Origin of the sequence: Streptosporangium sp. NPDC049376 (assembly GCF_044466505.1) — a bacterium.
GTDB lineage: Bacteria > Actinomycetota > Actinomycetes > Streptosporangiales > Streptosporangiaceae > Streptosporangium.
Genome location: NZ_JBITMT010000002.1, coordinates 447240 through 470123, shown reverse-complemented (window position 1 = coordinate 470123; position 22884 = coordinate 447240). Strand labels below are relative to the sequence as shown.

The following is a 22884-nucleotide window of genomic DNA, read 5'->3' as shown; positions in this document are numbered from 1 at the left end:
GAGGTTCACGCGCCGGGGACCACCAGTCCCGTCTCGTAGGCGTGGATGACGGCCTGCGTGCGGTCACGCAGGTTCAGCTTGGCCAGCAGCCTGGCCACGTGGGTCTTGACGGTGTGCTCGGTGACCACGAGGCGGGAGGCGATCTCGGCGTTCGACAGCCCCTGGGCGATCAGCCGCAGCACCTCGACCTCACGTGGGGTCAGCGGCCCGCCGTCCGCGGCGGGCCTTCGCTGCCGGGAGAACTCGGCGATCAGTCGCCTGGTGATCCTGGGGGCCAGCAGCGCGTCCCCACGGGCCACCGTCCGCACGGCCTCCGCCAGATCTCCGGCCCTGACGTCCTTGAGCAGGAACCCGCTCGCCCCCGCGGTGAGCGCGTCGTACACGTAGTCGTCGAGGTCGAACGTGGTGATCATGATGATCCTGGTCGCCTCGGTCTCCAGGATTCGGCGGGCCGCCTCGATGCCGTTCATCTCCGGCATCCGGATGTCCAGCAGCGCGACGTCGGGACGGGTCCGCCGTGCCAGCCGTACGGCCTGGGCGCCGTCGGGGGCGGTTCCCACGACGGTGATGTCGGGCTGGGCCCTGAGCACCGCGGCGAAGCCCCGCAGCACGACCGGCTGGTCGTCGGCGATCAGCACCCGGATCCGGCCGTCCACGGCCGTCCCGGGAGGAGCCCCGGAGGCCGTCCCGGGGAGGGCCTCGGCTTGAGGACCGGGGAGGGCTTCGGCCGGAGGGCCGGTGACAGCCTCGGCGTAAGGGGCGGGAGGTTCGGGGGAGGTCATTCGAGGGGGAGACCCACCTGGATGAGGAAGCCACCGGAGGGGCCGGGGCCCGCCTTGAACCAGCCGCCGAGGGCGAGGGCGCGTTCGCGCATGCCGACCAGGCCGTGCCCGTTCTCGGTGTCGCCGGAGGGGCCGGGGCCGTTGTCGGTGATCCGCAGCGCCAGCAGGGCAGGGCGGTAGGCCAGCTCGATCGAGACCCGGGCACCGGGCGCGTGGACGCGGACGTTGGTCAGCGCCTCCTGGATGATCCGGTAGGCGGAGACGTCCACGGCCTGCGGCAGGGGAACCTCCTCCCCGATCACGTCGAGGTCGACCTCGCCCTCGTGTCGTCCGACCAGTTCGGGAAGCCGCGCCAGCCCCGGTTGTGGCGCGGTCTCCGGGGCGGTGACGACGTCGGCGCGCAGCACGCCGAGCAGGCGGCGCATCTCGGTGAGGGTGGTCCGGGCGGAGGTCGCGATCTCGGCGAACTCCTGGAGGGTCCGCTCGTCGAGGCCGTCGAGCGTGTAGGGGGCGGTCTCGGCCTGCACGGCGATCTTCGAGACGGAGTGGGCCACGATGTCGTGCATCTCCCTGGCGATCCTGGCCCGCTCGGCCATCGCGGCCTGCTCCCTGAGCGTCTCCAGGTTGCCCGCGCGCATCTCCGTGATCGTGCTGGCGCTGCGCCGTACATGGGCGAGGAAGAGCAGCAGGACGGTTCCGAGGAACAGGACGACGAGCGGGGAGACCGCCTGTCTGTCGAGCGTGGCGATGGACAGCAGCTCCCTCCCGTTCAGCAGGAACACGGCCGCCAGGAGCAGGATCGTCAGGGCGCCGATGACCAGCCCGACGACGAGCGGGCCGACGATCCGCGCGATCGTGTAGAGGGTGAGCGCGCCGGACAGCACTACGCCGAACGGGGGGTAGTCGGGCAGTACGCCGGTGTAGAGCAGGCAGAGCGCGCCGAAGGAGACCAGAGTGACGACCGCCCAGGGATGCCTGCGCCGTACGACGTGCGGCAGCGTGGCGAGCACGGCGGCCAGCATGGTCAGGGAGGACCGGCCGCCAAGCTGGGCCAGGGCGAGGAACATGAGCAGGACGCCGACGGCGACGTCGGTGAGGGGGGAGGCGATGACCCGCCGGAGGTTCAGGGCGTCGACCCTCCGTTCGGCCTCGGTCAATACGGTTGCGACGTTCATGGGGAGAATTGTCGCGACGGAGGCCGTCCGGCGTCGTCACTCCTGGGAGCGACGTTCCCCTCCTGCGGTCAGGAGCGCCCCTGGAGCAGGCGCAGGGCCTTCTCCTTCTCGAAGTCCAGCGCCCTGCGCGGGGCCTGGAGGCGGCCGATCCGCAGCCCGAGATCCCGTACGGCCTGCGCGACGGCGGGCTCGCTCAGCACCCGCAGCGCGAACGCCAGCTCGGCGGGGGAGACGTCGAAGCGCTTCTCCAGCTCGACGCCCTGCGCCACGGCGGCCAGTTCCTCCTGGCCGAAGCGGCGGTGCGCCCCCTGGGTCCTGACGGGCGGGAGCAGTCCCAGGGCCTCGCGGTAGCGGAGCATTCTGGGGGACATTCCCAGCCGTTTCGCGGCCTCGGTGATCCGCATATCGCGCCTTTCCTGGAAACCTCACATTCTTGTGTAAGGTTACCGCCTCACAAGGTGCGCGGAGCCGTATCGGGCGCCTACACTCACTTCGTCTGCTTTCCGGTGGAGTGAGAGCCGTGCCCGGAGGCGAAGCGGGGCCGCGCACGCGGCGAGCCCGGCGGGGGCATGCGGCGCCAGACCATCAACCAGAGGGGTTAATTCATGGACTTCAAGGTCGCCGACCTTTCCCTGGCCGCTTTCGGGCGTCGGGAGATCCAGCTCGCCGAGCACGAGATGCCGGGTCTGATGGCCGTCCGCAAGGAGTACGCGGACTCCCAGCCGCTGGCCGGTGCGAAGATCATGGGCTCGCTGCACATGACCATCCAGACCGCCGTGCTGATCGAGACGCTGGTCGCGCTCGGCGCCGAGGTTCGCTGGGTGAGCTGCAACATCTTCTCCACCCAGGACCACGCCGCCGCCGCCGTGGTCGTCGGCCCCGAGGGCACCGTCGAGGACCCCAAGGGCGTTCCGGTCTTCGCCTGGAAGGGCGAGACCCTGGAGGAGTACTGGTGGTGCACCGAGCAGGCGCTCGTCTGGCCCGGCGGTGACGGCCCCAACATGATCCTCGACGACGGTGGCGACGCGACGCTGCTCGTCCACAAGGGTGTCGAGTACGAGAAGGCCGGTGCCGTCCCCGGTGCCTCCGAGGGCGACTCCGAGGAGTGGCAGGTCATCCTGGAGCTGCTGCGCCGTACGGTCGGGCCGGACAAGCGCTGGACCGAGATCGCCTCGCGCATCAAGGGCGTCACCGAGGAGACCACCACCGGTGTCCACCGCCTGTACGAGATGTTCAAGGCGGGCTCGCTGCTCTTCCCGGCGATCAACGTCAACGACTCGGTGACCAAGTCGAAGTTCGACAACAAGTACGGCTGCCGCCACTCGGTCATCGACGGCCTCAACCGCGCCACCGACGTGCTGATCGGTGGCAAGGTCGCGGTCGTGGCCGGTTACGGCGACGTCGGCAAGGGCTGCGCCGACGCCCTCAGGGGCCAGGGCGCCCGGGTCATCGTCACCGAGATCGACCCGATCTGCGCGCTCCAGGCGGCCATGGACGGCTTCCAAGTCACCACGCTCGACGACGTCGTCGGCATCGCCGACATCTTCGTCACCACGACCGGCAACTTCGACATCATCACCGCCGACCACATGTCGCGGATGAAGCACAACGCGATCGTGTCCAACATCGGGCACTTCGACAACGAGATCGACATGGCCGGCCTGGCCAAGATCCCGGGCATCGTCAAGACCGAGGTCAAGCCGCAGGTCCACACCTGGGCCTTCCCCGACGGCCGTCAGATCATCGTGCTCGCCGAGGGCCGTCTGATGAACCTGGGCTGCGCCACCGGCCACCCCTCGTTCGTCATGTCCAACTCGTTCACCAACCAGGTGATCGCCCAGATCGAGCTGTTCACCAAGACCGAGCAGTACCCGGTCGGCGTCTACGTGCTGCCCAAGCACCTGGACGAGAAGGTCGCCCGCCTCCACCTCGACGCCCTCGGCGTGAAGCTCACCAAGCTCACCAAGGAGCAGGCGGAGTACATCGGCGTGGACGTCGAGGGCCCCTACAAGGCCGACCACTACCGTTACTGATCGAACCGTCAGACCCGGCCCCCGCGTGGCACGCGGGGGCCTTCGGGCCATCTGGGGAGGACCGTGGACAGCGCGCTGACGGCCGCCGGGGAGCGGCGGATCGGGTGGGCGGCGCGGGCGATGCCGGTGCTCACCGCGATCGGGGAACGGTTCGCGGCCGACGAGCCGTTCGACGGGCTGCGGATCGCCGCCTGCCTGCACGTGACGGCGGAGACCGCCGTCCTCATGGGTGCCCTTCGGGCGGGCGGGGCCGAGATCGCGCTGGCCGCCTCCAACCCGCTGTCCACCCAGGACGACGTGGCCCAGGCCCTCGGCGCGTACGGCGTGCGCGTGCACGCGCTGGCGGGGGTCGACCGGCAGACCTACTACCGGCACATCCACCAGGCCCTGGACATCGTCCCCGACCTGGTTCTCGACGACGGCTGTGACCTGGTCAACATCCTGCACACCGAGCGGACCGAACTCCTCGAAACGGTCTCCGGCGGCTGCGAGGAGACCACGACCGGGGTCATCAGGCTCCGGCAGATGGCGGCGGAGCGGGCGTTGCGCTTCCCCGTCGTCGCGGTCAACGACACCCGGACCAAGCGGATGTTCGACAACCGGTACGGCACCGGCCAGTCGACCCTGGACGGCATCATGCGCGCGACCAACACGCTGCTGGCGGGCAAGGTCGTGGTCGTCGCCGGGTTCGGCTTCTGCGGCCGGGGGGTGGCCGAGCGGGCCAGGGGCCTGGGCGCCCGGGTCGTCGTCACCGAGATCGACCCGGTCAAGGCGCTCGACGCCTCGCTGCAGGGTTACGACGTGCGGACCATGGCCGCCGCGGCGGTGGTCGGCGACGTGTTCGTCACCGTGACCGGCAACCGCGACGTCATCAGGGGTGAGCACCTGGCGGCGATGAAGGACGGCGCGATCCTGGCCAACGCCGGCCACTTCGACGTGGAGATCGACGTCAGGGCCCTTGAGGAACTGGCCCGCGAGGTGCGGCCCGGGGTGCGGCCGAACACCGACGAGTACGTCCTGGCCGACGGGCGCAGGCTGTTGCTGCTGGCCGAGGGTCGTCTGGTGAACCTCACGGCCGCCGAGGGGCACCCGGCCGCCGTGATGGACATGTCCTTCTCCGCCCAGGCCCTCGCCGTGGCCTGGCTGGCCCGTGAGCGGGCCCGGCTCGAACCCGGCGTCTACGACGTTCCCGAGGAGGTCGACGTGGAGGTGGCCAGGCTCAAGCTCGCCGCCGCGGGCATCGAGGTCGACCACCTGACCACGCAGCAGGAGGAGTACCTGCGCTCCTGGCGCCTGGGCTCCTGACCTCAGGGGGAGGCCAGGAGGCGGGCCATCCTGCGGATCTCCCCGGCCTGGACCGTGGCGATCTCGTTGGCCATCTCCTCGATCCTCAGGTGCGAGCCGTTGGTCAGGACCTCCGCCGACATCGTGATCGCGCCCCGGTGGTGGGCCGTCATCAGCCGCAGGAAGAGGCGGTCGAACTCCGGGCCCGAGGCGGCGGCCAGGGCGCCGAGCTGCTCGGGGGTGGCCATACCGGGCATGGCGCCGTGGTTCGTGTGGTGGTCCGGCAGCCGCATGCCCTGCTCGGTCAGCCACCGGGACATGACCTGGATCTCCGGCCCCTGTGAGTCCCTGATCCGGGAGGCCAGGGCGCGGACCGTCGGGTCGCCCGCGTGGGTGAGGGCCAGGGTCGCCATCTCCAGGGCCTGCCGGTGGTGGACGATCATGTCCTGCGCGTACCGCACGTCGGCCGCGTTCGCCGTGGGGGTGGGCACCGCCGTCGCCGCCTCGTCCGCCCCGAGCGTCCTGGCGGCCTCGCCCGGCCTGCCGGGCGCGATGACGGGCGCGGTCGGCGACGCGGCCGACAGCGGGGCGGACAGTGCCGCCGGTCGCCCGCCGGTCGAGCAGGCGGTGGCCGACAGGGCCGACAGGGCCGTGAAAACGGCGAGCACCAGTCTGACGCGCACCCGGCCTCCTTCGTGATCTCCCGACTCCCCCGGGCAAGGACGATAACCCGGGGAGAGAAAGGAGTAAAGGCCGCAGAGCGGGAAAATTTACTGACGTGGTCAGGTCTTGTGGTGTCTGCCGTTCGGATAAACAATTCAGTTATTTATCTGTGCTTTATGGCATAAGCGGCAAGGAGGATCACCGGTGTTATCCCCTCTCAGGAAGGGCCTTGGTGGCCGATTCCTGATCGCGGCCGCGGCCGCGGCGGCGCTGGTCCTGGCCACCGTACCGGCCCAGGCCTCCGATCTCCCGGCCCCCGGCCAGGTGGTCACCAGTGCGAATGTGGCGCATGTGACGAATGTTCCCAAGCCCGCCGGGCTGGAGAAGACCATCAACACCGACATCGCATTCCAGGGTGACTATGCGTTCGTCGGAAATTACGGCGGTTTCTCTATCTACGACATTCGCGACCCGAAACACGTCAAGGTGGTCAGCAGCGTCGTATGCCCCGGTTCCCAGATGGACGTCACCGTCCACGACAACCTGCTGTTCACCGCGGTCGACTCCTCCCGCAACAACGACTCCTGCAGCAGCACCGCGCAGAGCGCGTCGGTCAAGGAGTCGTGGGAGGGCGTCCGGATCTTCGACATCAGCGACAAGGCACATCCGAAGTACATCAAGTCGGTCGAGACGAACTGCGGCTCCCACACCCTGACCCAGGTGCCGGGCAAGGGCAGGGACCGCTGGAGGAACGTCTACCTGTACGTCTCCTCCTACAGCCCCAACGCGGCCTTCCCCGACTGCCAGCCGCCGCATGACAAGATCTCGGTCATCAAGGTGCCGCTGCACAGGCCGGTGGACGCCGCGGTCGTCACCACGCCGGTCGTCTTCCCCGACGGCGGCAACGAGACCCAGCCCGGTCTGCTGCTGCCGACCACCGGCTGCCACGACATCACCGTCTACGCGGAGAAGGACATCGCGGCCGGGGCCTGCATGGGTGACGGCGTGCTGCTGGACATCTCCGACCGGGAGAACCCGGTCGTCACGGCCCGGGTGACCGACCCGAACTTCGCCTTCTGGCACTCGGCGACGTTCAACAACGAGGGCACCAAGGTCATCTTCACCGACGAACTCGGCGGCGGCGGCGCGGCCACCTGCAACGAGGAGACGGGACCCAACCGGGGAGCCGACGCCATCTTCGACATCAGGCGCGGCAGGCTGGTCTTCAAGAGCTACTTCAAGATCTCCCGCTACCAGGGGGAGACCGAGAACTGCGTCGCGCACAACGGCTCACTGATCCCGGTCAGGGGCCGCGACATCCTGGTCCAGGCGTGGTACCAGGGCGGCGTCTCCGTCATCGACTTCACCGACTCGGCCCACCCGAAGGAGATCGGCTTCTTCGAGCGCGGTCCCGACCCCAGCGGTGGCTCCGGCGGCATCTGGTCGGCCTACTACTACAACGGCTACGTCTACGGCAGTGACTTCAACTTCGGGCTCGACGTCCTCAACATCAGCGACAGGCGCACCGACCCGGCGAGGTGGGTCCGCTTCGACCGGTTGAACGTGCAGACCCAGACCTCCTACAGGGGCTGGTTCGGCGTCGGGGCGGAGTGACCGTTCCCCTTCTCCGGTGCCCCGGTCCGCCATGGCCGGGGCACGTCGGTGTTCAGGCGGGCGGGACGAAGCCGCCGGGGGTGGTCGTGGGAGGCGCCTGCGGGACCTGCGGGGGCCGAGGGGGCTGAGGGGCCTGCGTGGGGGGAGCCAAGGGCGGGCCGTACGGCGGGGGCGGCGGGGCGGGCGGCTGCGGATACGGCTGGTACGGAGCCTGGGACGGGGCCTGGAACCGGGGGTCGGGCGGGGGAGCGCCGATCCGCTGCGCCAGCCGTACCTGGTCACGCCTGCGGCGCTCGGCCAGTACGGCGGTCAGGTAGGCGAACGGCGGCACCCCGGACGGTGGGGGCGGTGAGACGAAGGCCGACATCTCGGTGGCGATGCGCACCCCCATCTCGTGCTGCACGGCGGGCGAGAGGTCGTACCAGCGCATGAGGTACTGCCTGGCGGTCGCGGCGACCCCCTCGGGCAGCCGGGACAGTTCGAGCGTCGCGGCCCAGGCGGCCAGCGGCGGGGGCATCTCCAGGGGCGGGCCGTACTGCCTGGGGGAGCGCTCGGCGATCACGACGGTGCCCGCGAAGACGTCACCGAGCCGTTTGCCCTTCTCGGAGATCAGCGAGCCGATCAGCGCCGGGGCGCCGCCGAGCATCCAGAACTCCACCATTCCGGACAGGCCGCGGAACAGTGCCTGCCGGAACCGCTCCGGGCCGCCGTCGTCGCTGACGACCCTGAGCCCGAGGGCGAGTTTGCCCAGGCTGCGGCCCCTGCTGAGGGTCTCGAAGACCACGGGGTAGCCGACGAGCACGGACACGGTGAAGGCGATGTAGAGCATCACGACCAGTGCCTCGTCGGCGTTCCAGGCCAGGACGCCGATCAGCTGGGAAACGCCGAACAGCGTCACGAACTGGACCGTCATGTCGATCAGCAGTGCCAGGGCCCGGCTCGGTAGCTGGGCGATCCTGACTTCGACGACGACGGCCTCGCCGGTTACGACATCGGTCACATCAGCACCCTACCTATGACGGACCATCCCACTCCCCTACGCAGTTGGTCACTCTCCCTCGAACCGCCAGCGTGTCGCCGTCGAGCCGTCGGCGCCGTAGCCGAAGGCACGGGTCGGAACGATCCGGTAGACACCGTACTCGGGGGAGCCGGGCAGGTCGTCGGCGAAGGCCGAACCGTCGCGCACCGACAGCCCCCAGCCGTACTTGGCCCCGAACGCGTCGAGGACCCGCCTGATGCCGTCCTCGTCCGTGATCCGTACGGCCTCGCCCTCGATGACGAGGTCGAGTGTCTCGTCGGCGGCGGTGAGGACACAGCGGGGGTCGCCGGCGAGGTTCCTGCTCTTGCGGGAGTGGGGGCGGCTGGTGAAGCAGGGCGCGCCGTCGACCCAGACCGGCATCAACGGCACGGCGTGCGGGCCGCCGCCCGGCCGTCCGGTCGACAGCCACGCCCGGTGCGCCGACTCGACGCACGTCCGTGCCAGGTCCCAGGACTTCACCGTCGCCGGGTCGGTGCTGATGGGGGTGGCGTCGGCCTCGCTGAACAGGAGTTCGGCCACCGGGTTCTTCGACATCGCGGATCAGTCCTCTCCTTGTCAGTTCCCTGAGGGAACTCATAGGGCGACCGTAGCAGAGACCATTCCCTGAGGGAACCCACTCGCCTAGACTGGGCCGATGCAACGCACTCGGTTCGGTGACATGGCCTGTTCCATCGCCCGCACGCTGGACGTCGTGGGCGAGCCGTGGTCACCGTTGATCCTGCGGGACGTCTACGTTGGAATGAACCGCTTCGAGCAGATCCAGCAGGACCTGGGCATCTCCCGCAAGGTGCTCGCCGAACGGCTCAGATGGCTGACCGAGAACGGCGTGCTCGAACGACGGGCGTACTCGGAGCGGCCACCCCGCGACGAGTACCTGCTCACCGCCAAGGGCAGGGAGCTGTGCGACCTGCTGCTGGTGATGGTGCGCTGGGGTGACCGCTGGACCTCGGGAGAGGCGGGGCCGCCGGTGCTCTACCGCCACCACGCCTGCGGCGAGATCGGCCACGTCGAGCTGTGCTGCTCCTCGTGCGGGCAGCCGATGCGCGCCACCGACGTGGACGTACTGCCCGGCCCGGGAGCGGGCGGGGAGCCGCTCAGAACTCCAGACGCGGAGCCGACCGGCTGAGTGTCACGGCCTTGGGCGCGACCGGCCAGACCTCGCCGAGCTGCCCGGCGACCGTGGCCGTGAGCTCCTCGACGTCCCCGGCCGCCGAGTCGTGCAGCGCCTCGGCGACGATCAGGACCGAGGCGGTGCCCGGCCGTACGGCGGACAGCCCGCTCTGCCGGTTCGTCCACCGGCGGGCGTGCGCCCGGCCCTCGGCGTCGGCGAAGACCACCTCGCGCGGCTCCGGGTTCTCGGTCTCCCCGGAGAAGGTCAGGTAGGTCTCCTCGCCGGTCGCGTGCCTGACCTCAAGGCCCCCGGAGACGTTGGCCAGGTCGAACACGGCGATCGGGATCGCGAACGCGATCGAGACCGCGTTGCACAGGTCGATCAGCGGGTGGATCCGGGGAAGGTCCCCCTCCTTCTTGAAGCGCCGCAGCAGCGCCTCGGAGGCGCAGCGGTACTGGGTCGGCTTGAGGCCCATCTTGGAGAAGGTCCGCCGCCAGGCCTGGATCTCGGGGAACTCGGCCTCGGAGCCCGCCGCGAGCCGCCGCCCGGCGACGGCGGCGAACTCCGTGATCCGCTCCTCGACGGACGCCTCCGGGGTGATCCCGGTGGCCAGGACCACTCCGGCGGCGAGGCCGGGGTGCTCCGCCCAGATGTCGTCCGCGTGCTGGAAGTACATGAGGCCGCTCCCCGTGGGTTCATGTGTCTAGGAGGACACCGTAACCGGTGTCGATCACCGGTACGGCTCGCGGGAACGGGCCGGGACGGGTCAGGAGAGACGGGCGGTGAGGGCGGCGGCGTCGGCGGGGCCGAGCCGGACGCCGAAGGTCTCCTCAAGGACCTTCGGCACCTCGCCGGGTTCGAGATGCCGCTCCTCGGCGGAGCCGTCGGGGTGGTGGGCGGTCAGCGTGGTCCCCAGCAGGCCGTACAGGACCCCGGGGCCGGGTCGCCTGACCACGAGACGGTTGACGAACGGCGAGTTCGGATGAGTTGAGATGTAGTGATTTATAACGACATAGTCGACGGGGTAGCGCGGGTCGAGAGTGAAGGAGTGCAGGTCGAGCCAGCCGTCCGCGGGGCTGCGCAGGGAGTTCAGCACCCACTCCCGCCCTGCCCGTTCCAGCCGGAAACGCCGGCCGCCCTGCTCCGACTCGGCGCCCTCGACCAGCTCGATCGGCTCGGTCGGTCCCTCGCCGAAGCCGACGTCGCAGATCCACCCGCTTTCCGGGGACCCGGGCACCTCGACCAGCAGGAGCGCGTGCGTCGCGGCCCGCAGCCTGTCGGAGCCCATCCGCACCCGTGCGGCGAGCCCTGTCACGCCGAACCCCAGCCGTTCGAGCGCCGCCGCGAACAACCGGGTGTGCTCGTAGCAGTAGCCGCCGCGCGCCCCGCGCACCATCTTGTCCTGAAGGGCTTCGAGGTCGAGGAGGACCGGGCGGCCCAGCACGACCTCCAGGTTCTCGAAGGGGATCGCGGCCGCGTGCGCCCGCTGCAGGGCGCGCAGCGTCCGCGCGGTCGGCGTGAGGTCTCCCTCGAAGGAGATCCGCGCCAGATAGGCCGCCAGATCCAGCGTCTCGCCGTCCCAGCCACGCCCCGCCTGGTTCATGTCCCGTCCCCGTCCGGCTCGACCACTCCACAGGTCTCCGAACCTAGGACCTCAATCCCCCTTGAGGTCAAGAAGGGCCCCCGGGCGCGGCATTAGGCTTTCCTGGTGGACATCGACGCCTTCGTCAACGCGCACCGCCCCGTCTGGGACCGCCTTGAGGAGCTGGTACGGCGCCGCAGGTCGCTGAACGGCGCCGAGATCGACGAACTCGTCGAGCTCTACCAGAGGGTCGCGACGCACCTGTCCATCGTGCGCTCAGGCCGGGCGGACCCGTTCCTGGTCGGGCGGCTCTCCGCGCTGGTGGCCAGGGCCCGTTCCGCGGTGACCGGCGCGCACACCCCCGCCTGGCGGGAGTTCGTCCGCTTCTTCACGGTCTCCTTCCCCGTGGTCGCCTACCGCGCCCGCTGGTGGTGGATCGCGACGACCGGGGCGTTCCTGCTGGTCTCGGTGGTCATGGCCGTCTGGGTCGCGCGCGACCCCGCGGTCCAGGCCGCGGTCGGCACGCCGGAGGAGATCCGTCAGCTCGTCGAGCACGACTTCGCCGACTACTACTCGGAGCACCCCGGGGCCTCGTTCGCGGGCCAGGTCTGGGTCAACAACGCCTGGGTCTCGATGCAGGTCATCGTGATGGCCATCCTGCTCGGCCTGCCGATCCCGTACATCCTGTGGCAGAACGCGGCCAACGTGGCCGTCTCCGCAGGTCTGATGGCCTCCCACGACAGGCTGGACGTCTTCTTCGGGCTCATCACGCCGCACGGCCTGCTCGAACTGACCGCCGTCTTCCTGGCCGCCGCCGTCGGCATGCGCCTGGGCTGGACGGTCGTCAACCCGGGGCCGCGCGGGCGGGGCGAGGTCCTCGCCGAGCAGGGCAGAGCCGTGGTGAGCGTGGCGCTCGGGCTGGTCGTCGTCCTGCTGGTCTCCGGGCTCATCGAGGGCCTGGTCACCCCCTCGGGCCTGCCGACCTGGGCGCGCGTCGGCATCGGGGTCGTCGCGGAGGCGGCCTTCCTGGCCTACGTGATCTTCTTCGGCCGCCGTGCCGTGGCCGCGGGGGAGACCGGAGACCTGGAGCGGGCGCCCGACCTGGCCCCGAGCGCCGGGTAGGAGCCCGGAGGCCGGGTCACAGGCGGCCCGCGGCCTTCAGGGCGAGGTAGGCGTCGGCGAGGGCGGGGGCGATCTGCTCGGGGGCGGCGTCGACCACCTCGACGCCGTGTCGTCTGAGCCGGGCGGTGATCCTGCGCCGCTCGGCGCTGTGCCGTTCGGCCGCCGCGGCGTTGTAGACCAGTTCGGCGGTGCCGCGCCCGGCCTCCATCGCCGCGACCTGAGGGTCGGAGACGGCGGCCAGCAGTACCAGGTGCCGGGAGGAGAGCTGGGGGAGCACGGGCAGCAGCCCCTCCTCAAGCGAGGCCGGGTTCAGGTCAGTGAGCACCACGACCAGGCAGCGCCGCTTCGCCCTGGACAGCACGGCCGAGACCATGTCCGCCGAGTCGGCCTCGATCAGCTCGGCCTCGATCGGGGCCATGGTGTTGACCAGGGTGGACAGCAGGTCGCCACGGCCCGCGCCGGAGACCCAGGCCCGCACCGCGCGGTCGTGGGCCATGAAGTCGACCCTGTCGCCCGCCCGCGAGGCCAGCGCGGCCAGCAGCAGGGCCGCGTCCATCGACCAGTCGAGGCGGGGCCAGCCGGGCGCCACCCCGGTTCCACCAGGGATGTCCCGGTTGCGGGGAAGCTCACCCGCGAGCGGGATCGGGGCGGTGCCGACCCGTCCCGCCGAGGTGCGCCCGGTGTCCAGGACGATCAGCACCCGGCGGTCGCGTTCGGGACGCCAGGTGCGGACCACCACGTCGTGGCGGCGGGCGGTCGCCCGCCAGTCGATCGAACGGACGTCGTCACCGACCACGTACTCGCGCAGCGAGTCGAACTCGGTGCCCTGCCCCCTGATCATCGAGGGGTGCCTGCCCTCAAGCTCCCTGAGCCTGGACAGCTTGGCGGGCAGGTGCTTGCGGCTGAGGAACGGCGGCAGCACCCGGACCGACCACGGCACGCTGTGGGAGCCCTGGCGGCCCGCGATGCCCAGCGGGCCCAGCGTCCGCACGGTGACGGTGACCGCCTCCCGGTCCCCTCTTCGGGACGGGGTGAGCGTCGTGACCAGGCGGCGGCGCTCCCCGGGAGGGACGTCGAGGACGAAACGGCGCGGAGCCGCCCCCGCCGACGGGGGCCAGGCGTCCCTGAGCAGTCCCTTAGCCCTGCGAGGGCCGGGGTTCTCCACGATCAGCTCGACCGCCGCGGTCTCGCCGAGCCGTACCAGGCGGTCTCCCGCGCGGCTCAGGCGCAGCGGTCGCACGCCCGCGGCCAGCGCCAGGTCGATCGCGACCAGCGCGACCAGCAGCAGCGCGACGGCGGCGACCGCCAGACCGGGCCTGGGCGCGAACAGCACGACCAGCGTCCCCAGCAGGGCCAGCAGCGCGGCCCGTCCCGTCAGTGCCATGTCCGCACCGCCTCGCCCTCTCCTTCGCGCGTCCTCGTCACGATCGGTGCCACGCTCAGCGGGGGACGGGGACGGAGGCGAGGATGGCGTCGATCAGGCCGTCCGCGGTCGCGCCCTCAAGCTCGGCCTCGGGACGCAGCTGGATCCTGTGCCGCAGCGCGGGCCTGGCCAGGGCCTTGACGTCGTCAGGGGTCACGTAGGAACGGCCGGAGAGCCACGCCCAGGCGCGGGCGCCGGCGAGCAGCGCGGTGCCGCCACGCGGTGAGACGCCGAGTTGCAGTGACGGCGACTGGCGGGTGGCCCTGGCGATGTCCACGATGTAGCCGAGCACCTCGGGCCCGGCGTGCACCTGGCTGACGGCCGCGCGTCCCGCGTCCAGGTCCTCGACGGTGGCGACCGCCCTGATGTGGGACAGGTCGCGCGGGTCGAAGCCGAGCGCGTGCCGTTCCAGCACCGCGATCTCCTGGTCGCGGGCGGGCAGCGGCACGGTCAGCTTGAGCAGGAACCGGTCGAGCTGCGCCTCGGGGAGCTGGTAGGTGCCCTCGTACTCGACCGGGTTCTGGGTCGCGGCCACGATGAACGGCTCGGGCAGCGCGCGCGCCCTGCCCTCGACGCTGACCTGGCGCTCCTCCATCGCCTCCAGGAGGGCCGCCTGCGTCTTCGGAGGCGTGCGGTTGATCTCGTCGGCGAGCAGCAGGTTGGTGAAGACCGGGCCCTGCCTGAACTCGAACTCCGAGGTCTTCGCGTCGTAGATCAGGGAGCCGGTGACGTCGCCGGGCATCAGGTCCGGGGTGAACTGCACCCGCTTGAAGTCCAGGGAGAGCGCGGCGGACAGCGTCTTGACGAGCAGGGTCTTGGCGACGCCCGGCACGCCTTCGAGCAGCACGTGCCCCCGGCAGAGCAGGGCGATGACCAGCCCGGTCACCACCGCGTCCTGCCCGACCACGGCCTTGGCGACCTCGGCGCGCAGCGCGCTGAGGGCCTCACGCGCCTCACGCGCCCTGTCGGTCCCCGCGACGGGAGGCACAGGGGCCCCTGGGGGCACAGCGGGCATCGGGGGCGCCGGGGCCCCTGGGGGCACAGCGGGCCCGGCGGGGAAGGAGGCGGGCGGTCCGGGAGGTGGGGCGGGAGGCGCCGCGAAGCCGCCCTGGCCGCCGGGGAAGGGCGTCTGGGGCCCCGGGGACGGCGTGCCGCCCTGACCGCCGTTGTCCGGCGGCGTGCCCGCGGGGTCGCCGCCGGGCCCGGGATCGGGGTATCCGGCGCCCGGCTCGCTGCGCTCGCTCACGACTCTCTGACCTGCCTTTCCAACATGTCAAGGTATGCGGCCACGGCTATCAGCCCGGCCTCGTCCGCCGGCGCCCTGCCGTACAGGGCGGAGCCCACGTAGGCGGCGGGCTGACCGGTCCTTTCTGCGATCGCGCCGACCACGGCTTCGGGGCCCGCCCCCACGGGCAGTCCGAGCCTGGGGGTCACGCGGTCGACGAAGCCCGTCCTGAGGGCGGAGACGGCCCGGTCACGGGCCCGCCTCGCCCGGTAGAGCCTGGCCCGTCCCTCGACGGTCTCCGCCGCCCTGACCACGACCGGAAGCCGTTCGGTCACCACGGGACCGAGCCTGCGGCCCTGCCAGAGCGCGAGCAGGAGGACCACGACGGCCAGCTGCACGACGGCCCAGACAACCGCGGACGGGATGAGGTCGTACAGGGTCGGCGGTGTGGCGCTCACGGTGGGCGGCGTCTCCGGGGCGACGAGCCAGACCAGCGTGGGCCGCGTCCCGGCCAGGTTCATCGCCAGCGCGGCGTTGCCGTCCTCGGCCAGGCGCAGGTTGCTCATGAACTGGCCGTCGCCGACGACCGTGATCGTACGGCCCGCCTCCTCGTATCTGACCAGGGAGGGGGAGCCGTCCGCCGGGTAGCAGCCGGTCGCCCACGAGGGGGCGGTGAAGGTCGTCCCGCCCAGGTAGGCGCTGCCCGCCCTGACCGCGGCGGGCAGCGCGCAGCGCGGCTCGCGCGAGCGCGCCCGAGTCTCCGGGCCGGGGCTCACACCGGGTGCCAGCCGGCCGAGGTACGGCTGGGCGCCGACCACCAGCCGGTCCGCGGGCGTCGAGGCCAGCTGGTCGGCCTCCTCCTCGGTGAGGAAGGAGGTGTCGCCGAGCAGCAGCATGCTGCCGCCGGGGGCCTTCGGGGTCCCGGCGGCCTCGACGGCCTCGGTCACGGAGGTGACCCTGACGACCCGGACACCCTCGGCCCGCAGCAGCTGCGCCAGGCCCCTCGCCCCGGACAGCGAGGTGCTCTCCGGGTCGAGCGGCTTGCCCTCGCCCTGGCCGCCGCCGAGCAGCACCCCGCCGACGGCCACCAGCACGACCAGGAGGGCGATCGACAGGGCGCCCCTGCCGCCGCGCCACAGGCTCCGCGAGGTCGGCGAGGTCGGCGTCGGCCCGAGGGCGTTCACGGGGGCCAGGCCCGTCTGGGAGCTCACGGGACGGCCACCTTGGAGGTTTCCGGGGAGGTTTCCCGGGCGAACACGGGCCGGGCGGCGCGCAGGCGCTCGTCGAGGTCGCGCATGACCTCGTAGGCGGCGGCGGTCCCCGGCACCTCGCCGTAGGTCACGTCGTCGAAGATCCGCGCGGCGGCGGCCAGGTCGGCGGCCAGGCCGGGCAGCGCGCGCCCCGCCTCGACGGCCAGCTCGTCGGCGGTACGGCCGGGCATCGAGTCGATGACGACGCGGTCCTCCAGGTCCCTGGCCACGGCCCTGAGCCGTTCGCGGATCGCCTCGGCCCACTGCTCCCGCGCGGCCAGGTGCTCGGCCGCCTGCCGGTGCTCGGCCGCGCTGCGGCGGCCGTCGCCGAAGACGCCCTCCCGCCTGGTGGAACCGCGCCCGGCCGTCCTGCGGGCGACCAGGAAGACCGCGGTGAGCGCGGCCAGGACGATCACGCCCAGGACGATCCACGCGGTCACGCTGCCCACGGTGCCCGCCGCCTCCTGGTCGAGCAGGTCGCCGAGGAACTGGTTGACGACCCGCATGACGCGGTCGACGACGTTCTCCTTGGCGTACTCGGCCTTGAGCAGCTCACGGATCGCCTCACCCGCCGCCTGTCCGCGATCGGTGTCGACGGGGACCGTGAGCGCCGACGCCGTCAGCGGCCCGGCCACGGGGCTCCCTGGCCCGGCTGCCCGGGGGTGGCGGAGGAACTCCACAGGTCGTCGGCGGAGGCGTGCACCCACCCCTGGCGCTGCTGCTCGATGGCCGCGGTCTGCAGCACCAGGTCGAAGGCCTCTGCGCGCATCCTGCGGTCGGCGTAGAGCAGGCCGTACACCCCGGCCTGGAACGGATAGGTGATCATCGCTCCGACGGTCCCGCCGATCGCGAGGAGGATCGCGAGGAGGATCTGCACGCCCGTCCCGCCCGAGACGAGAATGCCGACGAAGGCAGCGGCGAAGGAGAACGGGACGGAGATCACCAGGCCGACCAGGCCCGCGAGGATGCTCGTGAGCAGCAGGATGCCGAACAGCCGCCAGAAACTGCCCTGGGTCAGCCGCCACGACCTGCTCAGCGAGGCCATGACGCCCGTCTTCTCCAGCACCGCGGCGGGCGCCGCGAGCACGAGCCGGGTGGTGATGAAGGCGGCGTAGACCATGTAGAGGATCATCACCAGCACCATGACCAGCACGAACATCCCGAGGTCGATGCCGGAGACGGCGGCCGCGTACAGCAGTCCCACGACCGCGGCCAGCGGCAGCAGCAGGATGCCCGCCTCGATGGCGACCAGCCCGAACAGGGTGGGCACCCGTCCCCTGGTCAGCCGCCACGCCTCACCGGTGGTGATCTTCCCGCCGAAGACGGCGCGGCCGAGGATGCGGGTCAGCACGCCGCTGAGCAGGGTCACCGCGACGAACTGCACGGCGTAGGAGATGAGGGAGCCGCCGTAGTCGGCGAGGAAGTCGGTCTGCCCCGTGGCCTGCAGCGCCGTGGGGTCGTTGTTCCTGAAGGCGTCGCCGATCCTGCCGAAGGTCAGGGCCTGGCCGATCGCGACCGGGATGGCGCCGAGAGCGGCGGCGATCGCGGACAGGCCGAGCACGGCCTTGGGGTTGGAGCGGATCAGCTTGATCGCGCCGTCGATGACGTCGCCCACGCCGAGGGGGCGCAGCGGGATGATCCCGGGCCGCAACGCCGGGGGCGGCTGCTGGTAGCCGTACGGAGGCGGGGGGTATCCCTGCCCCGGATGCGGCTGTCCCGGCGGGTACGGCTGCCCCTGGTACGGCTGCTGCCCGGGGTGCTGCTGGTACGGCGGAGGCGGGGAGGAGGGCGGCTGCTGCTGCCCGTGCTGCTGCCCGTACTGTGGCGGGGGCTGGGACGGCGACGGTCCGCCGGGTCCCGATCCGGGCGCGGCCCACGGCGTTCCCTGGGCGTCGCCGTACGGCGGGGGCTGGTTGGACGCCCAGCCGGGTGGGGTGTCGGGAGTGGAGCCGTGTCCGTCTGACATATCCCAATCCTGACATGTGGCCCCACTGCTTGGGCTGCTCGGGAGATCACGGCGAGGTTTCACCGCCCCGGGTGGCCGGGTCCGTCCCAGGGATGGCCGAGACGGTGTCGTTTACCTCAGACTGGGACCGTGACCGTCGCCGATCCGGTGCCCGAGGGCGCCGTGGCCGGAGGTGGCCACGTGGGGGGCTTACGCCGCGTGGGGGTGCTACTACGCGCTTTACGTCGTGTGCGCCTAAAATTCGGCATTCGGATGTCTGGTGGTCAGACTGTGTCATCCGGTGGTCCGGCGAGGGTAATCTTCGACAGCCGTGCCGTTTACCCCAAAAACTCCCAAACTGCGTAAAACGAATGAGGGGCCATGAAAGGACGCGTGCTGGTCGTCGACGACGACGCCGCTCTCGCCGAGATGCTCGGCATCGTGCTACGCGGGGAGGGCTTCGAGCCTTCCTTCGTCTCCGATGGGGACAAGGCGCTGGACGCGTTCCGTGACACCCGCCCGGATCTGGTGCTGCTGGATCTGATGCTTCCCGGGGCCGACGGCATCGACGTGTGCCGGCGCATCCGCGCCGAGTCCGGCGTGCCGATCGTCATGCTGACGGCCAAGAGCGACACCATCGACGTCGTCCTCGGCCTGGAGTCCGGCGCCGACGACTACATCGTCAAGCCGTTCAAGCCCAAGGAACTGGTCGCCAGGGTCCGCGCGCGGCTGCGCCGCACGGACGAGCCGACGCCGGAGATCCTGCAGATCGGCGACATCACCATCGACGTCGCCGGTCACTCGGTCAAGCGCGAAGAGGAGACCATCAACCTCACCCCGCTTGAGTTCGACCTGCTGGTCGCCCTGGCCCGCAAGCCGCGCCAGGTCTTCACCAGGGAGGTGCTGCTCGAACAGGTCTGGGGCTACCGTCACGCGGCCGACACCCGCCTGGTCAACGTGCACGTCCAGCGGCTCCGCGCCAAGATCGAGAAGGATCCCGAGCACCCCGAGATCGTGGTGACCGTGCGCGGCGTCGGCTACAAGGCCGGTCCGGCCTAGGCCTGCGGCCTCCCCGGGACTCCCGAGATGCCCACCCAGAAGAGGCGCCGCCGTACCCTCCCGCAGATCGTCAGGGGGGGACGGCGCAGAGCACGGCGCGCGGTGGGCGGCGTGCGCAGGGTCTGGCGGCGCTCCCTGCAACTGCACGTGGTCACCAGCACGATGGTCATCTCCATCGTGGTCGTCGCCGTGCTCGGCGTCTTCCTCATGCAGTCGATCAGCGCGACCATCCTGGGGGCCAGGGACCGCGCGGCGCGCAGCGAGGCACAGGCCGACCGCAAGGCGGTGCTCGTCTACCTGAACCAGCAGGACGGCGACGCCTCGAAGCAGTCGACCGACCCCGGCCAGGGGGCGCAGCAGGGCGAGGACAGCCCGCTCGGCCGGGCGCTGGCGGCGCTGGCGGCGCGGGCGGGACCCGCGGTGAGATATTCGGTGATCGTCCGCAACGAGAACCGGCCGGGCGAGTTCTACGGCACCACGAACATCGACCCGGCGAGCATCCCTCCCAAGCTGCGCGAGGAGGTGCTCAGGAAGCCCGCGGACGAGGACAGCACCCAGTACTGGAACCTGCGCTACATGGGCAGGCCCGAGCCGGTGCGCGGCCTGGTGATCGGCACCCGGCTCGACACCTACGGCACCGGCCTGGACGACGGCTACGAGATCTACCACCTGATCCCGCTTGAGGAGGAGGAGAAGAACCTCACCTCGGTCAGGCAGATGCTCATCCTGGTCGGCGCCGCCCTGGTCCTGCTGCTCGCGGCCATCGCCTCACTGGTGACCCGCCAGGTCGTCACCCCCGTACGGCTGGCCCGCCAGGCGGCCGAGCGGCTGGCGAACGGGCACCTCGACGAGCGCCTGAAGGTCAGGGGGGAGGACGACCTGGCCCGCCTGGCCGCCTCCTTCAACGAGATGGCCACCACCCTGGCGCTGAAGATCCACCAGCTGGAGGAGCTCTCCCACGTCCAGCGGCAGTTCGTCTCCGACGTCTCGCACGAGCTGCGCACCCCGCTGACCACCGTGCGGATGGCCGCCGACCTGCTCTACGACGCCCGCGAGGACTTCGACCCGATGGCCGCGCGCTCGGCCGAGCTGATGCAGAACCAGCTGAACCGGTTCGAGTCGATGCTCGCCGACCTGCTGGAGATCAGCCGCTACGACGCGGGCGCCGCCGAGCTGGACATCGAGCCGGTGGACATCAGAGACGTGGTGTTGCGCGCGGTCGCCGACTCCGAGGCGCTGGCCGAACGCCACTCGACCCGCTTCGACCTGCGGCTGCCCGGTGACCCCTGCATGGCCGAGATGGACAGCCGCCGGGTCGAGCGCATCCTGCGCAACCTGCTGTTCAACGCGATCGAGCACGGCGAGGGCCGCGACATCGTCGTCTCCGTCGGGGCCGACCGCGACGCGGTCGCGGTGGCCGTACGGGACCACGGGGTCGGCCTGAAACCGGGGGAGGAGAACATGGTCTTCGACCGGTTCTGGCGGGCCGACCCCTCCCGGGCGCGGACCATCGGCGGCACCGGCCTCGGCCTGGCGATCTCCCGCGAGGACGCCATGCTGCACGGCGGCTGGCTGCAGGCGTGGGGAGTACCGGGGGAGGGCTCGCAGTTCAGGCTCTCGCTGCCCAGGGTCGCCGGGGCGCCGCTGCGGGGCTCACCGCTGCCGCTGGTGCCGCCGGAGGTGGAGATGCGGCGCACGTGGCGGGGACAGATGACGCCGGTGCTCTCTCCGGCGGTGGCCGACGGGGGACGCGATGCCGACTAGGACTCTCAGGGCCCGCGCGGGGGTGACGGCCCTGGTGGCCACGCTGGCCTGCGGGCTGGCCTCCTGCTCGGTCATCCCCGTCGGGATGCACTCGACCGTGGGGGAGAACGGCCACAAGGGCAACCCGCTCGGCGACCCGTACGCGCGGGTGATCGCGGTGGCGCCGAGCGCCGACTGGTCGGCGGCCGACGTCGTCAACGGGTTCAAGGCCGCCATGGCGAGCGTGGACGACCCCGGGCGTGAGGTGGCGCGCAAGTACCTCACCGACTCCTTCGCCAGGACCTGGAACCCGCAGAGCGGGGTCACGGTCTACCGGCAGAGCGAGCCCCCGGTCGTGCAGGTCGGGGAGGGGGAGAAGGACACCCGGGTGACCCTCAAGGGGACCGTCACGGCGCTCATCGACCAGGACGGCCGCTACCGGCCGAGCGGCGGACCGCTGAACGAGCCCTTCGTCCTGGTCAAGGGGGCCGGCGGCTGGCGGATCGACAGCGCGCCCCCGGGGTTGTTGCTGTCGGAGGCCGACGCCGAGCGCGCCTACCTCAAGGTCGACCTTTACTTCCTCGACGCCGAGGAGAAGGGCCTGGTGATCGACCAGGTCAGGGTGCCGATCGACCCCGCCTCCAACTTCGCGAAGACGACCGTGGAACGGCTGCTGCGGGGACCGAGCAGCTCGCTCAAGGGCGCGGTGCGCTCGGCGTTCGACGGCACCAGGCTCATCGACGTCACCACCGAGGACAACCGCGTCGTGGTCGACCTGACCAACCGGGTCGCCCCCGACCTCGTCGGGCCGATGACGGCACAGCTCGCCGGGACGCTCGCCGCGCTGACCAAGGGCGGCTGGGGCTTCGAGGTCAGGGTCAGGGGCGAGCCGTACTACACCGACAACCCGCTCACCGTCGACGCCCAGGAGCAGACGAGGTTCGACCCCTGGATGGCGCCCGGCGAGATCTACCCCTACTACGTGGCCGACGACGCGCTGTGGCTGCTGGGCAAGGACAACACCGGTCAGCCCGTGCTGGGCAAGGCGGGGGAGAAGGACGGCACGAGAACCGACATGGCGATCAGTGCCCACGCCCAGGTGGCGGCCCTCTCCCACAACGGCACGGCGCTGTCGGTCGCGCCGCTGGCCACCGGTGGCGAGTGGCGGCAGTGGGCGACGGGGCGGTCGCTGGCCCCGCCGTGCTGGGACCGCTACCAGACGCTGTGGACGGTCGAGCGCCCCGACGACCACACCTCCCGGGTCATCCGCATCCGCGACGGGCAGCGGTACGCGGTCTCGGCCCCCGACCTGGACTCCGTCCACGTCAGCCTGCTCAAGGTCGCGCGGGACGGCGTGCACGTCGCGGTCGTCGTGCGGGACGGCACCGGCGAGCAGGTCAAGGTCGGCACGGTGATAGGCAGGGGCGGCGCGACCCGCATCACGAACCTGCAGGTCGTGGTGCCGGTCGAGGACAAGCAGAAGATCAGGGACATCGCCTGGAAGGACGGCAAGACCCTCTACGTCCTGACCGACAAGTCCGACCTGCTTGAGGTCTCGCTCACCGGAGAGTCGAAGTCGCTGCCCTCCAACACGGGCATCCAGAACATCACCGCCCTGGACGGCTCCCTGCTGGCCGGAGCGGTCGACGACGACGGCAAGCGGCAGATCCTCTACTGGACCTCCTCCAAGTGGGAGCCCCGGGTCAAGAACGAGAACGGCAGGACGGACTTCGCCGAGCAGGGACCGGCCTTCCCCGCCTACCCCCTGGACTGAGGCGCGGCTCGTCGGTGGTTTGTCGGTGGTTTGTCGGTGGCGCCTGGCACGGTTGGTTCC

At 71.3% G+C, this 22884-nt stretch carries 21 protein-coding genes; 8 read left to right on the top strand and 13 right to left on the bottom strand.

The genetic code is table 11. The annotated features are described in order from the left end of the window. Positions 1 to 5: 5 nt before the first annotated feature. The 3 genes from ACIBVQ_RS07520 to ACIBVQ_RS07510 all read right to left on the bottom strand — a co-directional run bounded on the left by ACIBVQ_RS07520 (position 6) and on the right by ACIBVQ_RS07510 (position 2361). Positions 6 to 656: a response regulator transcription factor gene (locus ACIBVQ_RS07520; protein WP_352009867.1), complete on the bottom strand. Its 651-nt coding sequence runs from the start codon at positions 654 to 656 to the stop codon at positions 6 to 8. A 122-nt stretch (positions 657 to 778) separates the two neighbouring features. Next, positions 779 to 1957 (bottom strand): sensor histidine kinase, encoded by a 1179-nt coding sequence (locus ACIBVQ_RS07515; protein WP_399176260.1) that lies wholly within the window; start codon positions 1955 to 1957, stop codon positions 779 to 781. 68 nt (positions 1958 to 2025) lie between these two features. Next, entirely contained in the window at positions 2026 to 2361 is a 336-nt protein-coding gene (locus tag ACIBVQ_RS07510; RefSeq protein WP_352009865.1) for a MerR family DNA-binding transcriptional regulator, read from the bottom strand. Between the two features lie 201 nt (positions 2362 to 2562). Here ACIBVQ_RS07510 and ahcY point away from each other — a divergent pair, with 201 nt between their 5' ends. Continuing rightward, positions 2563 to 3990, top strand: a complete 1428-nt coding sequence (gene ahcY, locus ACIBVQ_RS07505) for an adenosylhomocysteinase (RefSeq protein ID WP_352009864.1) — start codon at positions 2563 to 2565, stop codon at positions 3988 to 3990. Positions 3991 to 4053: 63 nt separating this feature from the next. Beyond that, positions 4054 to 5295 carry an adenosylhomocysteinase gene (locus ACIBVQ_RS07500; protein ID WP_352009863.1) on the top strand — a complete coding sequence of 414 codons (1242 nt, stop codon included), beginning with the start codon at positions 4054 to 4056 and terminating at the stop codon, positions 5293 to 5295. 2 nt (positions 5296 to 5297) lie between these two features. On the opposite strand, the gene ACIBVQ_RS07495 is transcribed toward ACIBVQ_RS07500, so the two are convergent. Continuing rightward, entirely contained in the window at positions 5298 to 5957 is a 660-nt protein-coding gene (locus ACIBVQ_RS07495) for a DUF305 domain-containing protein (RefSeq protein WP_399176257.1), read from the bottom strand. Positions 5958 to 6141: 184 nt separating this feature from the next. On the opposite strand from ACIBVQ_RS07495, the gene ACIBVQ_RS07490 reads away from it, so the two are divergent. Continuing rightward, entirely contained in the window at positions 6142 to 7551 is a 1410-nt protein-coding gene (locus tag ACIBVQ_RS07490; RefSeq protein WP_399176255.1) for an LVIVD repeat-containing protein, read from the top strand. 52 nt (positions 7552 to 7603) lie between these two features. On the opposite strand, the gene ACIBVQ_RS07485 is transcribed toward ACIBVQ_RS07490, so the two are convergent. Next, on the bottom strand, positions 7604 to 8551 hold the full coding sequence (locus tag ACIBVQ_RS07485) for an RDD family protein (protein ID WP_399176253.1): 948 nt from the start codon (positions 8549 to 8551) through the stop codon (positions 7604 to 7606). 48 nt (positions 8552 to 8599) lie between these two features. After that, complete coding sequence (locus tag ACIBVQ_RS07480; RefSeq protein WP_362910110.1) at positions 8600 to 9124, bottom strand: pyridoxamine 5'-phosphate oxidase family protein; 525 nt, start codon at positions 9122 to 9124, stop codon at positions 8600 to 8602. A 100-nt stretch (positions 9125 to 9224) separates the two neighbouring features. On the opposite strand from ACIBVQ_RS07480, the gene ACIBVQ_RS07475 reads away from it, so the two are divergent. After that, positions 9225 to 9716, top strand: coding sequence for a helix-turn-helix domain-containing protein (locus tag ACIBVQ_RS07475; protein ID WP_352009858.1), 492 nt, complete (start codon positions 9225 to 9227; stop codon positions 9714 to 9716). On the opposite strand, the gene ACIBVQ_RS07470 is transcribed toward ACIBVQ_RS07475, so the two are convergent. Both ACIBVQ_RS07470 and ACIBVQ_RS07465 read right to left on the bottom strand, forming a co-directional pair. Beyond that, a complete protein-coding gene (locus ACIBVQ_RS07470; protein ID WP_352009857.1) occupies positions 9685 to 10377 on the bottom strand; it encodes a phenylalanine--tRNA ligase beta subunit-related protein in 693 nt (230 codons plus the stop codon). The two genes, ACIBVQ_RS07475 and ACIBVQ_RS07470, sit on opposite strands and share 32 nt — an antisense overlap. 90 nt (positions 10378 to 10467) lie before the next feature. Next, positions 10468 to 11304, bottom strand: coding sequence for an arylamine N-acetyltransferase (locus tag ACIBVQ_RS07465; protein WP_362910106.1), 837 nt, complete (start codon positions 11302 to 11304; stop codon positions 10468 to 10470). Between the two features lie 105 nt (positions 11305 to 11409). On the opposite strand from ACIBVQ_RS07465, the gene ACIBVQ_RS07460 reads away from it, so the two are divergent. After that, a complete protein-coding gene (locus ACIBVQ_RS07460; RefSeq protein WP_362772423.1) occupies positions 11410 to 12405 on the top strand; it encodes a stage II sporulation protein M in 996 nt (331 codons plus the stop codon). Positions 12406 to 12421: 16 nt separating this feature from the next. On the opposite strand, the gene ACIBVQ_RS07455 is transcribed toward ACIBVQ_RS07460, so the two are convergent. The 5 genes from ACIBVQ_RS07455 to ACIBVQ_RS07435 all read right to left on the bottom strand — a co-directional run bounded on the left by ACIBVQ_RS07455 (position 12422) and on the right by ACIBVQ_RS07435 (position 18269). Beyond that, positions 12422 to 13789 carry a DUF58 domain-containing protein gene (locus tag ACIBVQ_RS07455; protein ID WP_352009854.1) on the bottom strand — a complete coding sequence of 456 codons (1368 nt, stop codon included), beginning with the start codon at positions 13787 to 13789 and terminating at the stop codon, positions 12422 to 12424. A 55-nt stretch (positions 13790 to 13844) separates the two neighbouring features. After that, positions 13845 to 14843 (bottom strand): MoxR family ATPase, encoded by a 999-nt coding sequence (locus ACIBVQ_RS07450; protein WP_362910354.1) that lies wholly within the window; start codon positions 14841 to 14843, stop codon positions 13845 to 13847. 227 nt (positions 14844 to 15070) lie between these two features. Next, positions 15071 to 16264 (bottom strand): DUF4350 domain-containing protein, encoded by a 1194-nt coding sequence (locus ACIBVQ_RS07445; RefSeq protein ID WP_399176249.1) that lies wholly within the window; start codon positions 16262 to 16264, stop codon positions 15071 to 15073. Next, a complete protein-coding gene (locus ACIBVQ_RS07440; protein ID WP_399176247.1) occupies positions 16261 to 16938 on the bottom strand; it encodes a DUF4129 domain-containing protein in 678 nt (225 codons plus the stop codon). The genes ACIBVQ_RS07445 and ACIBVQ_RS07440 overlap by 4 nt, the downstream gene beginning before the upstream one ends. After that, complete coding sequence (locus tag ACIBVQ_RS07435) at positions 16923 to 18269, bottom strand: glycerophosphoryl diester phosphodiesterase membrane domain-containing protein (protein ID WP_399176245.1); 1347 nt, start codon at positions 18267 to 18269, stop codon at positions 16923 to 16925. Before ACIBVQ_RS07435 ends, ACIBVQ_RS07440 begins: the two co-directional genes overlap by 16 nt. Positions 18270 to 18629: 360 nt before the next feature. Here ACIBVQ_RS07435 and mtrA point away from each other — a divergent pair, with 360 nt between their 5' ends. Genes mtrA through ACIBVQ_RS07420 form a run of 3 tightly spaced genes read left to right on the top strand, consistent with a single transcriptional unit; the run spans position 18630 to position 22824 of the window. Further along, a complete protein-coding gene (gene mtrA, locus ACIBVQ_RS07430) occupies positions 18630 to 19307 on the top strand; it encodes an MtrAB system response regulator MtrA (protein WP_030907316.1) in 678 nt (225 codons plus the stop codon). A gap of 27 nt (positions 19308 to 19334) precedes the next feature. Then, on the top strand, positions 19335 to 21071 hold the full coding sequence (gene mtrB / locus ACIBVQ_RS07425) for an MtrAB system histidine kinase MtrB (protein ID WP_362910098.1): 1737 nt from the start codon (positions 19335 to 19337) through the stop codon (positions 21069 to 21071). Continuing rightward, positions 21061 to 22824, top strand: coding sequence for an LpqB family beta-propeller domain-containing protein (locus ACIBVQ_RS07420; protein WP_399176242.1), 1764 nt, complete (start codon positions 21061 to 21063; stop codon positions 22822 to 22824). Before mtrB ends, ACIBVQ_RS07420 begins: the two co-directional genes overlap by 11 nt. Positions 22825 to 22884: the final 60 nt, after the last annotated feature.